Annotated in this window: 20 protein-coding genes, 1 tRNA gene and 2 pseudogenes; 17 read left to right on the top strand and 6 right to left on the bottom strand. The window is 56.6% G+C overall.

The window, feature by feature from the left end; translation table 11 throughout:
• Positions 1-257: 257 nt before the first annotated feature.
• The gene (locus BLT08_RS05645; RefSeq protein WP_090303766.1) at positions 258-554 is read left to right on the top strand and encodes an amphi-Trp domain-containing protein; all 297 of its coding nucleotides are present in this window, start codon (positions 258-260) and stop codon (positions 552-554) included.
• Between the two features lie 48 nt (positions 555-602).
• Here the strand turns inward: BLT08_RS05645 and BLT08_RS05640 are convergent, their stop codons facing one another.
• Positions 603-1,070, bottom strand: coding sequence for a DUF7975 family protein (locus tag BLT08_RS05640; protein ID WP_090303765.1), 468 nt, complete (start codon positions 1,068-1,070; stop codon positions 603-605).
• 59 nt (positions 1,071-1,129) lie between these two features.
• Here BLT08_RS05640 and BLT08_RS05635 point away from each other — a divergent pair, with 59 nt between their 5' ends.
• On the top strand, positions 1,130-1,765 hold the full coding sequence (locus BLT08_RS05635) for an adenylate kinase (protein WP_090303764.1): 636 nt from the start codon (positions 1,130-1,132) through the stop codon (positions 1,763-1,765).
• Between the two features lie 25 nt (positions 1,766-1,790).
• Here BLT08_RS05635 and BLT08_RS05630 read toward each other — a convergent pair whose 3' ends face one another.
• A complete protein-coding gene (locus BLT08_RS05630) occupies positions 1,791-3,311 on the bottom strand; it encodes a DUF7289 family protein (RefSeq protein ID WP_449406629.1) in 1,521 nt (506 codons plus the stop codon).
• 240 nt (positions 3,312-3,551) lie between these two features.
• Here BLT08_RS05630 and BLT08_RS05625 point away from each other — a divergent pair, with 240 nt between their 5' ends.
• From BLT08_RS05625 to BLT08_RS05605, 5 genes are all read left to right on the top strand, one after another.
• On the top strand, positions 3,552-4,496 hold the full coding sequence (locus tag BLT08_RS05625; protein ID WP_090303762.1) for a DUF106 domain-containing protein: 945 nt from the start codon (positions 3,552-3,554) through the stop codon (positions 4,494-4,496).
• 129 nt (positions 4,497-4,625) lie between these two features.
• Positions 4,626-5,201 (top strand): (d)CMP kinase, encoded by a 576-nt coding sequence (gene cmk / locus BLT08_RS05620; RefSeq protein ID WP_090303761.1) that lies wholly within the window; start codon positions 4,626-4,628, stop codon positions 5,199-5,201.
• Between the two features lie 3 nt (positions 5,202-5,204).
• Positions 5,205-6,125, top strand: a complete 921-nt coding sequence (locus BLT08_RS05615) for an RNA-guided pseudouridylation complex pseudouridine synthase subunit Cbf5 (protein ID WP_090303760.1) — start codon at positions 5,205-5,207, stop codon at positions 6,123-6,125.
• Positions 6,126-6,224: 99 nt separating this feature from the next.
• Positions 6,225-6,295, top strand: a tRNA-Pro gene (locus tag BLT08_RS05610).
• A 57-nt stretch (positions 6,296-6,352) separates the two neighbouring features.
• Entirely contained in the window at positions 6,353-6,601 is a 249-nt protein-coding gene (locus tag BLT08_RS05605) for a hypothetical protein (RefSeq protein ID WP_245724150.1), read from the top strand.
• 316 nt (positions 6,602-6,917) lie between these two features.
• Here BLT08_RS05605 and BLT08_RS05600 read toward each other — a convergent pair whose 3' ends face one another.
• Positions 6,918-7,655 carry a S1 family peptidase gene (locus tag BLT08_RS05600; protein WP_090303759.1) on the bottom strand — a complete coding sequence of 246 codons (738 nt, stop codon included), beginning with the start codon at positions 7,653-7,655 and terminating at the stop codon, positions 6,918-6,920.
• A gap of 872 nt (positions 7,656-8,527) precedes the next feature.
• Between BLT08_RS05600 and BLT08_RS05590 the strand changes: the two genes are divergently transcribed.
• The 4 genes from BLT08_RS05590 to BLT08_RS05580 all read left to right on the top strand — a co-directional run bounded on the left by BLT08_RS05590 (position 8,528) and on the right by BLT08_RS05580 (position 10,781).
• Positions 8,528-9,073, top strand: a complete 546-nt coding sequence (locus BLT08_RS05590; RefSeq protein WP_090303757.1) for a restriction endonuclease — start codon at positions 8,528-8,530, stop codon at positions 9,071-9,073.
• On the top strand, positions 9,063-9,614 hold the full coding sequence (locus tag BLT08_RS22475) for a hypothetical protein (protein ID WP_139171272.1): 552 nt from the start codon (positions 9,063-9,065) through the stop codon (positions 9,612-9,614). Before BLT08_RS05590 ends, BLT08_RS22475 begins: the two co-directional genes overlap by 11 nt.
• A gap of 227 nt (positions 9,615-9,841) precedes the next feature.
• Entirely contained in the window at positions 9,842-10,132 is a 291-nt protein-coding gene (locus BLT08_RS05585; protein WP_090303756.1) for a DUF7692 domain-containing protein, read from the top strand.
• A gap of 124 nt (positions 10,133-10,256) precedes the next feature.
• Positions 10,257-10,781: a DUF8159 domain-containing protein gene (locus tag BLT08_RS05580; protein WP_139171271.1), complete on the top strand. Its 525-nt coding sequence runs from the start codon at positions 10,257-10,259 to the stop codon at positions 10,779-10,781.
• A gap of 4 nt (positions 10,782-10,785) precedes the next feature.
• Here the strand turns inward: BLT08_RS05580 and BLT08_RS05575 are convergent, their stop codons facing one another.
• A complete protein-coding gene (locus BLT08_RS05575; RefSeq protein ID WP_090303754.1) occupies positions 10,786-11,169 on the bottom strand; it encodes a PD-(D/E)XK family putative nuclease in 384 nt (127 codons plus the stop codon).
• A gap of 68 nt (positions 11,170-11,237) precedes the next feature.
• Positions 11,238-11,453: pseudogene (locus BLT08_RS05570) on the bottom strand (hypothetical protein); the annotation flags it as partial.
• Positions 11,454-12,085: 632 nt separating this feature from the next.
• On the opposite strand from BLT08_RS05570, the gene BLT08_RS05560 reads away from it, so the two are divergent.
• The 5 genes and pseudogenes from BLT08_RS05560 (at position 12,086) to BLT08_RS05540 (ending at position 14,737) form a co-directional block, all read left to right on the top strand.
• A complete protein-coding gene (locus BLT08_RS05560; RefSeq protein WP_090303751.1) occupies positions 12,086-12,535 on the top strand; it encodes a type IV pilin domain-containing protein in 450 nt (149 codons plus the stop codon).
• Positions 12,536-12,541: 6 nt separating this feature from the next.
• Positions 12,542-13,039 (top strand): type IV pilin domain-containing protein, encoded by a 498-nt coding sequence (locus BLT08_RS05555; RefSeq protein WP_090303750.1) that lies wholly within the window; start codon positions 12,542-12,544, stop codon positions 13,037-13,039.
• Between the two features lie 47 nt (positions 13,040-13,086).
• Positions 13,087-13,344: pseudogene (locus BLT08_RS05550) on the top strand (tyrosine-type recombinase/integrase); the annotation flags it as partial.
• A gap of 242 nt (positions 13,345-13,586) precedes the next feature.
• Positions 13,587-13,844, top strand: coding sequence for a hypothetical protein (locus BLT08_RS05545; RefSeq protein WP_090303749.1), 258 nt, complete (start codon positions 13,587-13,589; stop codon positions 13,842-13,844).
• Between the two features lie 77 nt (positions 13,845-13,921).
• Entirely contained in the window at positions 13,922-14,737 is an 816-nt protein-coding gene (locus BLT08_RS05540; RefSeq protein ID WP_090303748.1) for an Nmad3 family putative nucleotide modification protein, read from the top strand.
• Positions 14,738-14,744: 7 nt separating this feature from the next.
• Here the strand turns inward: BLT08_RS05540 and BLT08_RS05535 are convergent, their stop codons facing one another.
• Positions 14,745-15,086, bottom strand: coding sequence for a DUF7344 domain-containing protein (locus BLT08_RS05535; protein ID WP_090303747.1), 342 nt, complete (start codon positions 15,084-15,086; stop codon positions 14,745-14,747).
• Between the two features lie 226 nt (positions 15,087-15,312).
• Here BLT08_RS05535 and BLT08_RS05530 point away from each other — a divergent pair, with 226 nt between their 5' ends.
• A complete protein-coding gene (locus tag BLT08_RS05530) occupies positions 15,313-15,864 on the top strand; it encodes an acyltransferase (RefSeq protein ID WP_090303746.1) in 552 nt (183 codons plus the stop codon).
• The last annotated feature ends 38 nt before the right edge of the window (positions 15,865-15,902 follow it).

The raw sequence follows: 15,902 nt of genomic DNA, 5'->3' as shown, positions 1-15,902 counted from the left end.
GAGAGACCTTTTTTCTATCGCTGTGGGGCGGAATTCGTGTCTTCGATCGGACACCTATCCGGAGAATGTTCGCCCGAAAGCGAACGTGTTCGGATCGCAAGCGAGGGAGAAACCGCAACGTCACATCAATCCCCGTCGTACCACGTGGTAATTCGCTCGCGCGCGCTTCCGTGGTGTCGTGATCGAGACGAAAACGGGCCGCGTCTGGGACGACAGTCTGCGGAACGTTCTATAGCGTTGATCACGTACGGTTACATATGCCAGAAGAGGTCCTCTTCAAGTTCGAGCAGCGAATGGAGCGCGCCGAGATCGCCGACTACCTCCGAACCGTCGCGGACAGCCTAGAGAACGGCGAGTCAATCTCGCTCGAGGCAGGCGGCGAGTCGGTAACGATGAATCCGCCTGCTCAGCCGACGTTCGAGATCAAAGCCGAACGAGAGACGTCGAGCTCGGCGCCCGACGGACCGGGCGAACTCGGTCTCGAGTTCGAACTCGAGTGGGACGAAGGCGAAGACGGGGAGGGCGCCGGCGACGGAACGCTCTCGATCGAGTAGCTGGCGGATCGCCTCGGATCTCGAGACGCTCTCACAGCGGCCGCCGAGTCAGATCTCGACGACCCAGATACGAACGTCGTCCGGGAGTTCGTAGACTCGCTGGAAGATCGCGTCGAGACACTGAGCGATCCGGTTGGGGTCCGCTTTCGCGCTGATCCGGACGTTGACGCCTTCGGCGTCGTCCGGCCGGTGGATCTCGTCGATCTTGAACGCCGGAAACTCTCCGAGGACGGTTTTGAGCGTCTCGAGTTCCGTATCGGTGCAATCGACATTGATCGTTCCGTCGCCGAACTGAATCCAGGGGAGACCGAGTTCCGGATCGAGTTGGTCGTCGGTGCCGTCGTCGTTTTCGTCCCCGCCGCCGTCCTCGAAGGTTCCATCGTCACCGTCGCTCTCGAACACCTCACCGTCGACCTCGAGGGTCAAAAACTCGCTCCCTCGACGTCGATGCGCCGTGATGGCGTCGACGTACAACGCTCGTCGCTCCGCCGGATCGGTTGCCTCGAAACGCGTCATACCGCAGTAGATGTGCGCGTTTCTTTAAGCCTTTATGTGACGCCGGTGAACGAGCGAGTATGGCACAGCCACGAATTCTGATCCTGGGGGCGCCCGGGGCAGGCAAGGGGACCCAGAGTGCAAAGATCACCGAAGAGTTCGACGTCGAGCACATCACCACCGGTGACGCGCTTCGGGCGAACAAGGACATGGACATCTCGGAGATGGACACCGAGTACGACACGCCACGAGAGTACATGGACCAGGGCGAGCTCGTTCCCGACGACGTGGTCAACGCCATCGTCGACGAGGCCCTCTCGCAGGCCGACGGCTTCGTCCTCGACGGCTACCCGCGAAACATCGAGCAGGCCGAAGAACTCGAGGGGATGACCGATCTGGACGTCGTTCTCTACCTCGACGTCGGCGAGGACGAACTCGTCCACCGACTCACCGGTCGTCGGATGGATCCCGAAACTGGTGACATCTACCACATCGAGTACAACCCGCCGGAGGATCCCGACGTGGAGGCTCGACTCGAGCAGCGCGACGACGACACCGAGGAGACGGTCAAAGAACGACTCCGCGTGTTCCGTGAGAACACCGAGCCGGTTATCGAATTTTACGAGGATGAGGGGGCGCTCGAGCGCGTCAACGGTGAACAGGCACCCGACGAAGTCTGGGAAGAAGTGAAGGCGACGATCGAAGACGCGGCCTGAGCCGGTTTTCGGAGTATCGCGGTTTTCAGTTTCCTTCGACGTCGACTATGTGTTCGGCAACGTTTAGGTAGGTGATCTGCGGTGGGAGTGGATAGCTCTCCGGATAGATGTCTATCTCTGCGTCTTTGAGGTCTTCATCGTACTCGAACTCCATGCCGTTAGAATGGGCACAGATGGAGTACGCAACTATCGATCCGTAGAAATCCTCGTCGCCGGCTTGCATAATCACCTGATGCTCGGAACCACATCTGCCGTTCGGTTCGTCACCGTCCCACCAACCCATGTGCTCATCAGCTGCAACGTACAGTAATCCCTCAATGGTTCCACCTTGGTTGCCACCGGGACCGGAATCCACTCTCATCTCGGAGGTTCCGTAGATCTGGATGTACTGGGCACCGACTTTACGACAGTCGTCCACACAGATCTCACCGCCGACGTTCAACTGATCGCCGCCCGAATAGATTTTCAGAGAGTTCCCCTCACTCCAATCATCTACTCGTATATGCCCTGCATCGCCGACGACGATATCGCCTTCGACGATCAGTGTTGCATTTCCTTCAGAGATGTCGAACGAAAGTTCGTCGTCATTTTGAATTTCCTCGATGAAGTACGTCCCCTCTGATAAGGTCTCTTCATGGCCCTCCTCTGATAGGTTTTGGTCGATTTCCATCTTTTCGGTTCCACCGTCCTTCGCATCGGCAATCATCGGGTTAATCGTCGAGTCCAACGGTGGGAACGGTACAGACGACTCGGGATCATCGAAATGATCGTGGCCATCGTGGAAGTCATCGGAATTGTACGAGACACCCGAGTCGAACGCATTTTCGATCTCGTCGTAGCCGAACACAGCCCGAACTGTTCGATTCTCGGGATCGACATCCTGAACAGTCGTCGCACCTCCCTGCTGCTCGAAATAATCCTCCCAACCACGGTAATAGTCACTTCGGACTTCTATCGTTACAGAGTCGTTCTCAACAAGGCTTGCGTCTTGGAGTGGATCGGTGTTGTGGTGTGTGACAGTGAGATCTCCGGAGTTGAGTTCTGTCTCACCCCGTGTCTTGATGATCGGGAACGAGAGCGTCTCAGAATCCGCATCGTACTGAACTGGTGGTGCAGAAACGACTCGAGTTTCGGCGCCCGTTTCACGGAAGACACCACCCGCTTGATACGCGATTTTGGTACCGTCATCGCTAGTATACTCGATTGCCCCAATTGGAATCTCCTTGTCTACGTCACCGCCTTGAATCCGAAGACTCCCAGTATCACTCATCACGACGGCACCACTGTCTCCAATATCCATGTCCATCGTACGGGGAACGTCACTATTCGACGACGACGACGCCATCTGTTGGCTCAATTCGACGAACGCGCTTTCGATCCGTTCCTGTTCGGACTCGTGCTCGATCTCGCTGATCGAATCACCAGCGACGAGAAGAATACCGATACTGCCCGCCGCGACCATCCCGATCAACAGGACGATCCCCAGCACCGTCGATTGCCCTCTTCGTGACGGTGTAATTGTCCCACGCCCGAACGGAATACTCATGAACGCTATCTTGATAATATGGATAATAGTAATGTCGGTAGATCAAATACTTCTGAATCGTTTATATTCGTTCATAGGCGGTATTTTCGGCGAGTAACGCCCTCGAGGCCACTATTTCGGATCCGTGCGAAAAACTGTAACAAGAACTAGCTGTGGGGTGGGACGGGAGTCCGGACGGCTCGCTCGAGTGCCGGCCGAAGATAAACACTTGTATACCGAACGTACCCTAGCCCAACACAGATGACGCGTACAGCGGAGAAGATCAACGACCTCGTCCGCGAGGATTCTTCGATGACGGACGCCCTCGAGGCCATTCGCGAGGCGGCCGATCGAAACGGGGGCGAGGTCGAGTGGGCCGACGTCCGCGAGGAGCTTACCAGCGGACAATGGGGCCGACTGATCGAAAAAGGAGTATTAGTCGACGGCGACGAAGGGTTCGAGATCACCGATCGCGAGGCCTACGATCAGGCGCTCGACGGCGACGGTGACACCAAGAGCTACGACACCGACGTCGATATCGACGCCGAGGAATCGTCGTGGTCACAGTGGGACAAACTGGCCGGCGTGGGCTCGCTCCTGTTGATGTTCGGCTACTGGATCGAGTCCGTTCGGGATACGGTCGGTGGAACCCTCGACATGGCGTTGGGACCACTCGACGCCGCGCTCCCGTTCTACGGCGTAATTCTCTCGGTGGCGCTGTTGACGGGACTGTACTCGACGCTCCTGCAGGCGAACCTCATGAACCCCGAGATAATGGGGAAATACCAGGAGCGGATGAAGGCGATGCAGGAGAAACAGAAAGACGCCCGCGAGGCCAAAAAAGAGGCCGAAGAGCGCGGCGCGAGCGAGGCCGAAATCGAGCGTCTCGACGAGGAACTCGAGAAGGTCCGCGAAGAGCAGATGGAGGCCATGGCGGAAAACCTCGGCATGTTCAAAGAGCAGCTACGACCGATGGTCTGGATCATGCTCTTTACCATTCCGCTGTTCCTCTGGATGTACTGGAAGATCCACGGCGTCGGTATCGACGGCACCGTCGTCATGCCATTGATCGGCGAGACGAGTTGGAACGCCGGCTTGCTCGGCCCGATGCCGGCCTGGATTGTCTGGTACTTCCTGTGCTCGATGGGCTTTACGCAGCTGTTGCGCAAGGCGCTGAACATCGATATGACGCCGTCCGGGGCCTGAAGCCCTCGAAAAGACGATTCAGACAGCCCGGCTTTCTTCGGTTCGGTGACTCCTCGTTCGTTCGGGGATACGTTCGTGCTCTGTCGAGCGATTCAAAACCCATTTTACCAGTCACCGCGCAGTTCGACTATGTTACTCACCGTCTCCGGCCCGCCAGGGAGCGGGAAGAGCACGACCGCGGCGTTGCTCGCCGACGCGTTCGATCTCGATCACGTCAGCGGCGGCGACATCTTTCGGGAGTTGGCCGACGAACGCGGCTACACCCCCCTCGAGTTCAACAAACTCGCCGAGGAGAACGCCCAGATCGACCGCGATCTGGACCGTCGGCTCCGCGAAATCGCCGTCGAGGAGGACGATCTAGTCCTCGAGTCCCGGCTCGCGGGCTGGCTGGCCGGCGAGCAGGCCGACTTCCGGTTCTGGCTCGACGCACCGGCACGGGTTCGCGGCGAGCGGATCGCCGAGCGGGAGGAGAAAGACCCCGTCCGTGCGACGGAGGAGACGCAGGCACGCGAGGCCAGCGAGGCCAAGCGCTATCAGGAGTACTACGGCATCGATATCCAGGATCTGACGATCTACGATCTCTCGGTGAACACGGCCCGTTGGGAGCCCGACGCAGTGCTCGACATGCTCGTCACCGCCGTCGGGGAGTACGAGGCTGCGGGCGACGAGGGACAGGCACCGATCCCGATCGAGTACGAGTTCTGATCCATGGCTGATCGACCTCGTCTCCGCGGCCCGCCCGGCGATCGCTCGCCCGTAGAACTCCTCACGTTCGGCGTCGTCAATCTCGACAAGCCACCCGGCCCCTCCTCACACCAGGTGAGCGGCTGGTTGCGCGACTCGGTCGCCGAGACGCTCGCCGAACGCGGTGCGGACGCGACGCTCGAACAAGCCGCCCACGCCGGGACGCTCGATCCCAAGGTGACCGGCTGTCTCCCGCTCATGCTCGGTGAAGCGACCCGACTGGCACAGGTCTTCCTCGAGGGATCGAAGGAGTACATCGCCGTCCTCGAGTGTCACGCCCCGGTGCCGGCGGACGTCGAATCGGTCGTCGCCGAGTTCGAGGGCCCGATCTACCAGAAGCCGCCGCGCAAGAGCGCGGTGTCGCGGCGCCTGCGCGTCCGCGAGATATACGATCTCGAGGTGCTCGAGACCGACGATCGGCAGGTTCTCCTGCGGATTCGCTGCGAGAGCGGGACCTACGTCCGCAAGCTCTGTCACGACTTGGGTCTCGCGCTCGGGACGGGCGGCCACATGGGCCACCTGCGTCGATCGGCTACGACCCCGTTCGACGACAGCGATCTTCACAGCACGTCCGACTTCTTGGATGCGCTCGCCTTCTGGGTCGAGGACGACGATCCCGGCCCACTCTTCGACGTGGTCGACCCGGCCGAACGGATTCTCGAGGATCTCCCGTCGATCACGATCGCGGAGAACGCGGCTCGAGAGGTGGCCAACGGCGCGCCCGTGTACGCACCGGGCGTGCTCGAAGTCGATACTGGTGTCACGGCGGGTGATCTCGTCGCCTGTTACACGCCGAACGAGGCCGCCGTGTGTCTCGGGGAGTTCGTCGGGGATGCCGATGCGGACCGCGGAGTTGTGGTGTCGCTCGAGCGCGTACTGGTTTGAATTGTCTGGTGCTCGAGACCGGCTGCCGAGATAGTTTCCGGACCGGCAGTCGACCCGAAACGACACGCTTAAACAGCAGACGGACCTCCACCAAAATGCGGGACCGTGGGGTAGTGGTATCCTCTGCGGATGGGGTCCGTAGGACCCGAGTTCAATTCTCGGCGGTCCCATTTTCACGACGCAACGAACGAGGGAGCGGGGCGACCGCTGTGATGTGAGGAGGGAAAATGGGAGCAGGGAGCAGCTTTGCTGCGACCGTGGTCCCACGTTTCGCGACAAAGCAGCCAAGAGAGTGGATTCCCTCGCGACCGAAGGCCGATCGATTCGAGACCCTCGAGGCGGTCACTGCGGACGCCCTCGAGCAGTGGTCGAAGTCGGGGAACGATCCGACGGTTCTTCGCGGTGCCGAGCTGACCTGGAAGACTCCCAGCGGCGGGAGCGAAACCGGATTCGTCAGCGCTGTCGCCGATCGGTGAACCGGCTCGAGTAGTGGCAACGCTACCCCTTCCCTTCGTTTATACAACCAGAACTTCAGTAGCGGCTGTTTTTCACAAATTCGATTGTATTCGGACTCTCGAGGGCGGGGTCGGCACCGCGATCGCACCGCAACGCCTGCGGGGTCGTTTCACGCTTCTCGCGAAAACCCCCTTGGCGGGTGTCCCCAAGGGGACTGAGCCAAAAAATTACAACGCCCCACCCCCACCTCCGCACGCAGATCTCCTGTTGAAGCATCTGAAACAAGGGTTCAGAGATAATCAATGGACGACTCAAATCACGGTGTAGACGGAGTGCTTAAGAAGAATTCACGATATCTTCTATCAATTCAGCATACCATGATAGATTTAGATTCAGAGGTCCTTCTTCGGGATCATGATCAGAATGTAAAGTTGCTGAATGAACACCTAATAAGTATGTCCTCTCTCCAGCAAACATCGAAATTCCACCCTCTGTTTCCTGAATCGCTGAAGGTATGGTTAAAACCGGACTTCCGCTGGTACCTGAATGCATGTTAGCATCGGTAGCGAAACATTTCATCCCTTCAAATGGTACTCCATATGGACTGGCAATCAGTGCGCTTCGGGCAACAGGAAAATATGGACGGTTCCCTTTAAATGGATGGCCTATGATCATCGCCTGCTCCCCTGCCCCAATCTGTACGTCATCAGGCATAAACACATCTTGGCTAAACGCCATATTCCCATATTGTTGAAGATCTACATCTAGGGGAATAGCAGCTATATCTACATCTGAATCGGTAGGGTGGGAGAGCCAGTTCCTCTCACCACTACCATCTACTAATTCGATGTCTTCATAATGTAGGTTGGAAATGTTCGGAGTATCGCGCAATAGAATTCGGATTTCCTCTGGATCTTCATCCTCGGGATCTACCACATGTTTGTTTGTAATCAGATATTGATTTTCATCTTGGTCGGTGTAAAAGAACCCAGTAGCGTGGCTATTTGAATTCGGATACTGAATCAACGTTACAGTGGCATACTCTTGTGGAACTCCGCGGTTTGGAATAGGCATACTTCTATCCTTTAATATTAAGAGATGTTATACTACTTAATTCTTTTAGAGTGGGGGGAATGAATCTCGAGAAAAGCTGCTTTGATTCCCACTCCCTGGTATTGTACGTCGACAAATCCGGTTTCCCGAATATGCACACGAGTTGCGAATACTCGTGTATACGATGACGCATCTCCAAATGAGAGACCGTATCGGAATTCCGGAAACCGCCCTCCGTTGCTTATCTGTTGTTCGATCGCTTTGGGGTACATGGGCAAGACAAAACCAACCTATCGCGATACGCTCCGTGAATTCGAAAACGAGTGGTCACCGTACCACAGAGCACTTCGGTTCGAGTACCAAGATCACTTCGAGCGACTATTCGTCCAAGCACGGAACTTCGCGGATGCTGGTGGGATTCAGAATCACACCGATCCAACGACTACACACCTCATTTCGATGCTGCCCGCTCAGGAGTGCCGGATCGCAGACCTCGAGGAGCAACTCGAGTCTGTGAACGAGCGTATCAGTAATTCCAGCGAAAACCTCTCCAAAGAGTCCACTGACGGCCAATAGGCTTAATCCGCGCTGCTCGAATGGTCCACCCGACGGGGGGAGGAGTACTGTCGTTGCCGACAGGTTCCATTCGACGTGAGACATCCGTAACCCATCGTCACCGGTCGAGATCGTTCCAACGTCGATAGCCACCGACGCCTGATCTCTGACCGGCCCGTCCGATTGACACACCACCAGCGGATGGGGAGCTCCGACGTCGGTCCACCACCGACGTCTTCTTAGAGATAGCTTCTATTCAAACACGCGTAGAGCGTATCTCTATCAAATTCACATCTCCCAAAAAGTTCAAGTTGTAATTATGCGAGGCAATTACCGTAATGGAAAAGCGTGACGAGATTCGAGAAGAGCTATTCGAAATAGATACTAACGAATTCAGTGATTTTGTGAGCGATCTGTGGGAGCACCAGGGATACGATATCGAAGATGCTGATGGTCGTCGTGCGACGTTCAAAGCAGTCAAAGGAGGGGGATTTCTTCGTTCATCGACAACTGAGCTGATACAGCCACTCTACCGAGAAGGTTACAAAGTAGATAAGTCGGACGTGAATCGAGTCCTCGATCTCCGTTGGGGAGACGATATCGACGAAATCGTGGTAGTGACAACGACCGAATTCACCGATGGGGCGCGAAAGCAGGAAAAACGGGAAGAAGTTACAGTCCTCAATGGAGAGGAACTCGCCGATCTCATTATTGACGAAGGTGCTGAGAGAGTCCTCAGTAGATATACGCCGAACGGATCTCTTTTGAAAGGATTGGTCGAGCTATTTGTGATCCTGCCCCTGAGAATAGCGTGGTTCATCGTTGCTCTCCCGTTCAAATTGCTATTTGGGCCGGAAAATCAAGAGACAGCTCATGAAGAGTGAACCAGATTGGGGTAAAGTACTTGAAGAAATTTATTCGGAGGATCTGGTGTGGGAGGCTGACGTAGATATTGACATGAACCATCCTGTCGTTGCTACTGTCGATATGGATCCAGAAGCTGTAAAACGATGTTTAGCATTTCTATCACAGACTGGATTAATTGGTCGTGTTCAAGTGGGTCTCAAAGCAGATGTCAGTCGCCCCGGAAAGGAAGGTGTCATAGGGACTACAAAATCGGCAAGGATAAGAGGCACACATATAGGTCTGACTGAAAGAGGCTTCTTGGTTGCTCATCAGCGACAAATGCAAGAACAGCAGCAAAACCGCGAGGATGAACGCTCTGACAGACAAGATTCAATTAATTATATAATTGGTCTATTGACATTTGGCCTTCTGTCTATCACTGTTTTAGATTCGGCAGCTTATGTGTTTGTCAACCAAGGATCATATCTGAGTGCATATTTAACTGTTGGTGGTGGAATAATTCTTGTAGCGTTGATTGCTATTTCTCTTGTATATATTGATCCTTTCTCACAGCTCTAACCACTGTTGTAGACGGGTAACCCTGGACCACTTGCAGTTGGACGTCGTGAAGAACGGTTTCCCAATAGGAACACGAGACGAGTACCGGCCGTGTTCATATTCAGCCCATAGTCCACGAGATCGCCTCAGCCGTCGCGCCGGTCACGGCGGGTGTCACCCCCTCTTTATAAACTAAGACCGCTCGAGTGAACCGAAAAAACGAGGAGAGGCGGGTTGTGTTCACGGCTATGTCTCACTCAGAGACGCCCGGATCGGTTCGCATCCGGACTGACGACGGGAACGAATGGCGTTTCGACGCGATCCAGAAAGCCGCTCGGTTCTACGACTGCAACCGGAGCAACGCGGTCGCGTTCGCCTGCAATGACGTCGACCAGCTCGTCGCCGCAGCCACGCGCGTCCTCGAGCGCGACGACCTCACTCGCGAACAGCGCCGGGAGATCACCGAGACGCTGAGTACTCGAGCGGTTTCCTTCGATGCTGAGTTTGGAGTGGCCGTTCAGACAAAGGGAGAGATGTGATTAGCCGTCTCTGCGTTGTTATTGTTCGTTAGAGGTATTCCTTACACTCTTGTTGTGTGAGTTTAACGAATGTCAACACAACCTGCGATTAGGTTATTTCATCTTGGTTGTGGAACATGTCCCCATGGCGCAGAAAGCGTCTGATCATCAGACAGACGAAGGAGGCAACGAAGAAAAGATCAATTGTGGGCGGCGGAGCATACTAGCGGCCAGTGGTGTGGCCCTAGCAACAGCAGTAGGTGTTCCGATTGGAAGTGCCGAAGAACACGAGGACGAGTTCACTGAGGAGGAGATACTCACACTGCTCGAGATTGTCATCGAAGGCGAGGGCATTGAGATAGCTGAATTAGAGATCGAAGAGGAGGGCTTGCAAGATTCAAGGATCCTCTCGTTTGAATACTACCCGCTCGGGACAACTGAAGAAGAAATCGGGGAAGAGATCGGCTACGCTACCGGTGCCTTTGCCGAAGCGGTTAATATGGGACTGGAGGCCGAGCGGTTAGAAGCGACAGCACTCGACCTAGCAGGCGAACCGATATCGGAATGGTATATCGAGAGGGAATGGGCCGAAGCATACAATGCTGATGAGATGAGCGCAGTCGAAGTGGCGATAGAAGCGCTAGCGACACTCGAACCGGTTGAAGAGTAATTCGTTAGAATACGTCCGATATCGCTTTTTTTGCCTGTTCGGTTCCTCGATGGTCACCGCCACCGTGCCAGCGCAATAGTGGCAGATCACACGATCGAACCATCTTATCCTCGAGGATCGTGCAGCCGCTGCGACCGTGCGGTTTGTAGACGACGAAACAGTACCAGCCGTCGTATCGTCGAAGTTTCTCATGGTACTCCCGGTAGACCTTGAAATTCCCCGGCTGGCCGTTGCTGTGCTCGATCATCGTCGATTTGATCTCGACCGGCGTTCCGTTTTGAAACCGAGCATCGTGCCAGCTGGCCCACTCGAGCGTGAACCGTCGTATCTTCGCCATCCACTTCTCGCAGGCCGTCCCGAAGTGGTTCGCTCGCTTCGAGCGGTTCACGGATCGTCCCTCCGTTCGTCACGCCAGCGCCGGTCGGCTCGAGCGACCGCGAACATGATCCAGGCGGAGACCCCGACTGACGCGATCGCGAGCGGAACCGCGCCGCCGTACAGTGCGTCCGTCAGCGCGACGTTCGGCGGGCCGCTGAACTCGAGGGTGCCGACTGCGCCGATCGAGAACGACGCGAGCACGAACAACGGTGCGAGAATGCTGTCTGTGAGGTCGATACCGTCCGCCTGACGAATCGAGTCAGGAACGTACTTCTGTGGTAGACTGAGTGCCATACGCTCCCGCGTCTCCACCTCGTGCCGAAAAACTCCGGAATACAGTGGGGATCTATTGGCGGTCTATCGGTTCACCACATTGTATACCAAGGCGGGTTGCGAGCCGACGTATGGCCTTGAACAAACTGCGACAGCTCGATGGGAACTCTGCCGGAGTCACAATGCCGAAAGACGATCTCCGACTCGAGGGACTGATTGACGAGAACGGCAGCCCACGGATCGCTATATGCCCCGCCATCGTAGGTGCGCGCCAGGTCGCGTTCGTCGATCAACGGTTCCTCGCACTCCATAGCTGGCGATTGCCTCGAGATGGCAAAATGGTACCGTCTACGGTCTCACATCTGATATCGCAAGACGGTGTGGCTTCAAGACCGTGCTGTAGGGTTTCTGTACCCACCTGATTATCAGTATTGAAAGCGCCTAATTTAGAACATCTGATATGAATACCTTCACTATCAACTAATTATATATACTCTGAATTAGCTGGATGCTATCAGCACCGGAAACGACGAGAAGGCGACGCCGAGGTGTTGTGGTTTCCAATCCCCCTCGAGCGTCACCGGGTGGCTACCACACTTCCCGGGATAAGCTTTCTTACCGTTCGCGGGTGCGTGACAAACGAGAATCCAACAATGGATCTGACAAAATACAGAAACAAGCTAATTGGTAACGAAGACGAACGAGCGGTCTCACCCGTAATTGGGGTCATCCTCATGGTTGCGATAACCGTTATTCTCGCAGCCGTGATCGCAGCCTTCGTGTTGGACATGGGCGACATGGGAGACTCAGCACCGAATGCAAATTTCAACTACGATACTGATTCGGATGGATACATTGTCGCTGTTGAACACACAAGTGGTGACTCAGTAGATTACAATACCTTGACTGTGATTGTTGATGGTACCTCCTACGAATCTGAGGACTTGGATGGAGGTGACTGGGACGGCAACGAAGAGATCAGTGCAGGTAACACACTCGAAATTGATGGCGATCTTGATGGTAGTGAAACTGATGTAGAAGAAGTAACTATTACGTGGGAATCCGATGGCAGCTCGAGTACCCTCGCAGAATTCGAGGTATAATCTAAAATGACCCTCAAAACGAAACTGGTTGGAGACGAAGAAGAGCGAGCAGTCTCACCCGTAATTGGGGTCATCCTCATGGTTGCAATAACTGTCATTCTCGCAGCTGTGATTGCAGCCTTCGTGCTAGATATGGGTGATATGGGAGACTCAGCTCCAAATGCAGACATTCAGTTTGATTTGAATTACGATAGTGAGAACAATGGTGATGCCGGAGCTGTCCTAACGGTTACCCACACTAGCGGTGACAGCATAGATATCAATGAAATTGATGTCCAATACGAAGATGTTGCAACTGAGATAGATGATATTGATTCCGTAACTTCTGACGAATTTGATGGAGATCAAATAAGTGCTGGAAGTACATATGAAATCACGTTCGAATATGAAGGATCTGGTGAAGGAGAACTCAACGAGGATGTTGATGTCATTTGGGAGTCTGACGGTTCGTCCTCCTCGTTAGGTAGTTACGAAATCGATATCGAATGGGACGACAGTAGCTGAAATCGGTATATATTTCACTGCAGTTTTAATCTAACTTTAGATTTTTCGAGCGGCTCCGACACCAGGACGACATCGATCAGGAGGCCCTCGAGGCGGTCGAACTGCCGTTCGTCTACTTCCGTCACCGACCGGAGACGCCGTTGAAGAACAAACGCGAGGGCGAGCGGCCGATTGCACTCACGCGGGAAGTCGCCGACCGAGTGCAGGAGTACATCGACGTGAACCGCGTCGAGCGAGCCGGATCGGGCGATCGCCGACCGCTGTTCACAACCGAGAAGGGCGACACCGCTCGAGACTCCGTTTCGTAGCCGTCCAGTGTCGACGGAGGGCCGGTCGCTTGCGTGAGATCGAGGCTGCGTTCGGCGTCGACAACTGACTCACAGAAATGCAAGGAGTAAGCCCACGACTTCAGTCGTGGGTCACTGACGGCAAACAGATTCAAGCGCACGTACTGCGATGACTGGCTACAGGTATCGAATCCGATGCGTATCTCACTCGAGTCATCGATCGACCGCGAGGCCAATTCCATCGTCGAGGTGAGACGCTGATGTTCGGGCTCGAAGAGTACGTTCCGCCGCAGGTGACGAAGACGACCCTGTACCACGTCGTCGGCTGGGGCCTCCGACTCTACGTCTGTTCGCTCGTGGTCGTCGGCGGCTACAGCCTGCTCTGGGTGCTCGAGTTGGCGGGGGTGGTCCCCGAACCGTGGCTGTCGACGATCTGGATCGGGATCGCCGTGATGGGCTGTCTCTTTCTCGTCTTACTCGTCCCCCTGTTCTACTCGGCCCGGTCGACGACCCGGTAGCTCTCCACGGGGTCGCACCCACGCCATCGCTATCGCGACCGTCGGCTTTACGTCCCAGCCATCCCCACGGACGAGTAATGACGGTGGTTCTGGCCGGAGTCGGTGCGGACAGCACGAATCTGGGCGCGCTCGCGCCGTTGTACGACGACGGCCGCTTCGAATACGTCCCGATTCCCGAGAAGACCTGCGAGACGGACGAAACGGCCACGCTCGGTTCCTGGGAGCTCAGCACGAGCGACGAGACCGCGGCGGACCTCACGACCCGGATCACACCCCAGCCGATCGGCGACGCCGACCGGACCGTTACCGGTGACGAACTCGAGTCCTGGCCGTTCCACCACGATCCTAACTTCGAGGCCCTGACCTACGGCGAACACCGTACCAGCGGCTACGTCTCGAGGCTGCGCGCGCTCGAGCCGGACGACGTCGTCGGCTTCTACGCCGGCCTGCGCCGACCCGATGGCGACCGCGCTCATCGCTACCTGATCGGCTACTTCACAGTCGACCGCGTGGATGTCGTCACGCCCGAGATGCCCCGGGACGAACGCGAATCGGTCCTCGCGGCACACCCGGACAACGCCCACACCAAACGCGCCCGCGACGGCGAGTGCTACCTCGAGAAACCGGTCGTGCTCGTCGACGGCCGCGAACCCGGTGGTCTGTTCGAGCGCCACCCGATTCAGCTGTCGGACTACTACGTCAAGTCGGGGAACGAACGGGCGCAGTACTATCTGCGAGAGTCGATCGCGAGCGCGTTCGACGTCCGTGCTGGCGGGGAGAACATGATGTACAAACCGGCCTATCGCTGTGGAATCTCCGGGGATGCGTTCCGGCGACTCGTCGGCGCTCCAGGCGAGCGAACCGCCGACGACGCGGCGGTCGAGCCCGCCTAGCAGTGCGTCACTGGTGATCGACCGTGATCTCGAGATCCGAGACGTACGGCGCTACCGCTTCGAAGTTCGAGCCGGGGGTAATCTCCTCGGTCGTGCGGTCGTACTCGACGATATCGTACTGACTGAGCCGCGGCAAGTGGTTGTGGACCAACTGGACGAGGACGGCCGTCCGATCCGATTCGAGCGTCGTTGCCGTCGTCTCGCGTTGCCAGTCGGCGATCCGCTGGGCGGCTTCCGACACCGTCGTCCGATCGGTGACCGATAGATACCTGAGTAAATACCCACGGACTCGGTTGGCGAGAAGCGAATACACCGTTTCCCGCTCGAGGGTATCTCGTTGAAGCGACATTACGTTCGACACAATGAGGCCATCCGAAACAACGGTTGGCCCTAACTGGTTGGGTCCCCAACTATCGTATCCGATCGTCGAATGGTCAACGAACGGTGATATTCTATTGTGATTACCGTCGGGTCCGTAACGGATTATCTGAGACAGCCTCGAAAGGAACCGTCGAGTCGTCGACCCGAACGACGATCGGTCGGTTTCATGTAGTGATAGGTTATACCTTCGGCTAGTGACTGACGAGACGCCGTCCCGCCACGACCGCGTCCGGCGCCATCCGACGCCGGGATCGGGGAACTCGCTCGCTGACTGGACCCGCGCTCGTAATCCGCTTCGAGTCGCGATCTCGTACGTCGTCGTCTGGCTCGTGCGGATCTCCCCGAGCCTACGGCTCAAGCGCTGGCTCCTCCGACGCATCGGCGTCACCGTCGGGCCGGGCGTCTCCTGGGGACTCGAGGCCACGCCGGACGTCTTCTGGCCCGAACTGATCACCGTCGAAGCCGAAGCGATCGTGGGTTACGACGCCACGATCCTCTGTCACGAGTTTCTACAGGACGAGTATCGGACGGGGGAGGTCCGAATCGGCGAACGGGCCATGATCGGTGCCGGGGCCATCGTGCTCCCGGGGGTCGAGATCGGCGCGGACGCGCGCGTCGCGGCGAACTCGCTCGTGACGAGGGACGTACCGCCAGGGACGACGGTTGCGGGCGTTCCGGCCGAGCCGATGGGATCACAGACCACCGACGACGCTGTAGAGAGCGACGACGGCGAAACCGAAGAGTGAGACGGGGCGCGAATGCGAGCAGAGACGATTCTGTACGG

It is taken from the genome of Natronorubrum texcoconense (genome assembly GCF_900100335.1).
Classification (GTDB): domain Archaea; phylum Halobacteriota; class Halobacteria; order Halobacteriales; family Natrialbaceae; genus Natronorubrum; species Natronorubrum texcoconense.
Note: the sequence above shows the minus strand (reverse complement) of the source record. Positions and strands in the feature narration are given on the sequence as shown.

Excerpts from the sequence above, each read along its gene's own strand:
- BLT08_RS05645 (WP_090303766.1), top strand. The coding sequence starts at position 258 with ATGCCAGAAGAGGTCCTCTTCAAGTTCGAGCAGCGAATGGAGCGCGCC.
- BLT08_RS05640 (WP_090303765.1), bottom strand. The coding sequence starts at position 1,070 with ATGACGCGTTTCGAGGCAACCGATCCGGCGGAGCGACGAGCGTTGTAC.
- BLT08_RS05635 (WP_090303764.1), top strand. The coding sequence starts at position 1,130 with ATGGCACAGCCACGAATTCTGATCCTGGGGGCGCCCGGGGCAGGCAAG.
- BLT08_RS05630 (WP_449406629.1), bottom strand. The coding sequence starts at position 3,311 with ATGAGTATTCCGTTCGGGCGTGGGACAATTACACCGTCACGAAGAGGG.
- BLT08_RS05625 (WP_090303762.1), top strand. The coding sequence starts at position 3,552 with ATGACGCGTACAGCGGAGAAGATCAACGACCTCGTCCGCGAGGATTCT.
- cmk (WP_090303761.1), top strand. The coding sequence starts at position 4,626 with ATGTTACTCACCGTCTCCGGCCCGCCAGGGAGCGGGAAGAGCACGACC.
- BLT08_RS05615 (WP_090303760.1), top strand. The coding sequence starts at position 5,205 with ATGGCTGATCGACCTCGTCTCCGCGGCCCGCCCGGCGATCGCTCGCCC.
- BLT08_RS05605 (WP_245724150.1), top strand. The coding sequence starts at position 6,353 with ATGGGAGCAGGGAGCAGCTTTGCTGCGACCGTGGTCCCACGTTTCGCG.
- BLT08_RS05600 (WP_090303759.1), bottom strand. The coding sequence starts at position 7,655 with ATGCCTATTCCAAACCGCGGAGTTCCACAAGAGTATGCCACTGTAACG.
- BLT08_RS05590 (WP_090303757.1), top strand. The coding sequence starts at position 8,528 with ATGGAAAAGCGTGACGAGATTCGAGAAGAGCTATTCGAAATAGATACT.
- BLT08_RS22475 (WP_139171272.1), top strand. The coding sequence starts at position 9,063 with ATGAAGAGTGAACCAGATTGGGGTAAAGTACTTGAAGAAATTTATTCG.
- BLT08_RS05585 (WP_090303756.1), top strand. The coding sequence starts at position 9,842 with ATGTCTCACTCAGAGACGCCCGGATCGGTTCGCATCCGGACTGACGAC.
- BLT08_RS05580 (WP_139171271.1), top strand. The coding sequence starts at position 10,257 with ATGGCGCAGAAAGCGTCTGATCATCAGACAGACGAAGGAGGCAACGAA.
- BLT08_RS05560 (WP_090303751.1), top strand. The coding sequence starts at position 12,086 with ATGGATCTGACAAAATACAGAAACAAGCTAATTGGTAACGAAGACGAA.
- BLT08_RS05555 (WP_090303750.1), top strand. The coding sequence starts at position 12,542 with ATGACCCTCAAAACGAAACTGGTTGGAGACGAAGAAGAGCGAGCAGTC.
- BLT08_RS05545 (WP_090303749.1), top strand. The coding sequence starts at position 13,587 with ATGTTCGGGCTCGAAGAGTACGTTCCGCCGCAGGTGACGAAGACGACC.
- BLT08_RS05540 (WP_090303748.1), top strand. The coding sequence starts at position 13,922 with ATGACGGTGGTTCTGGCCGGAGTCGGTGCGGACAGCACGAATCTGGGC.
- BLT08_RS05535 (WP_090303747.1), bottom strand. The coding sequence starts at position 15,086 with ATGTCGCTTCAACGAGATACCCTCGAGCGGGAAACGGTGTATTCGCTT.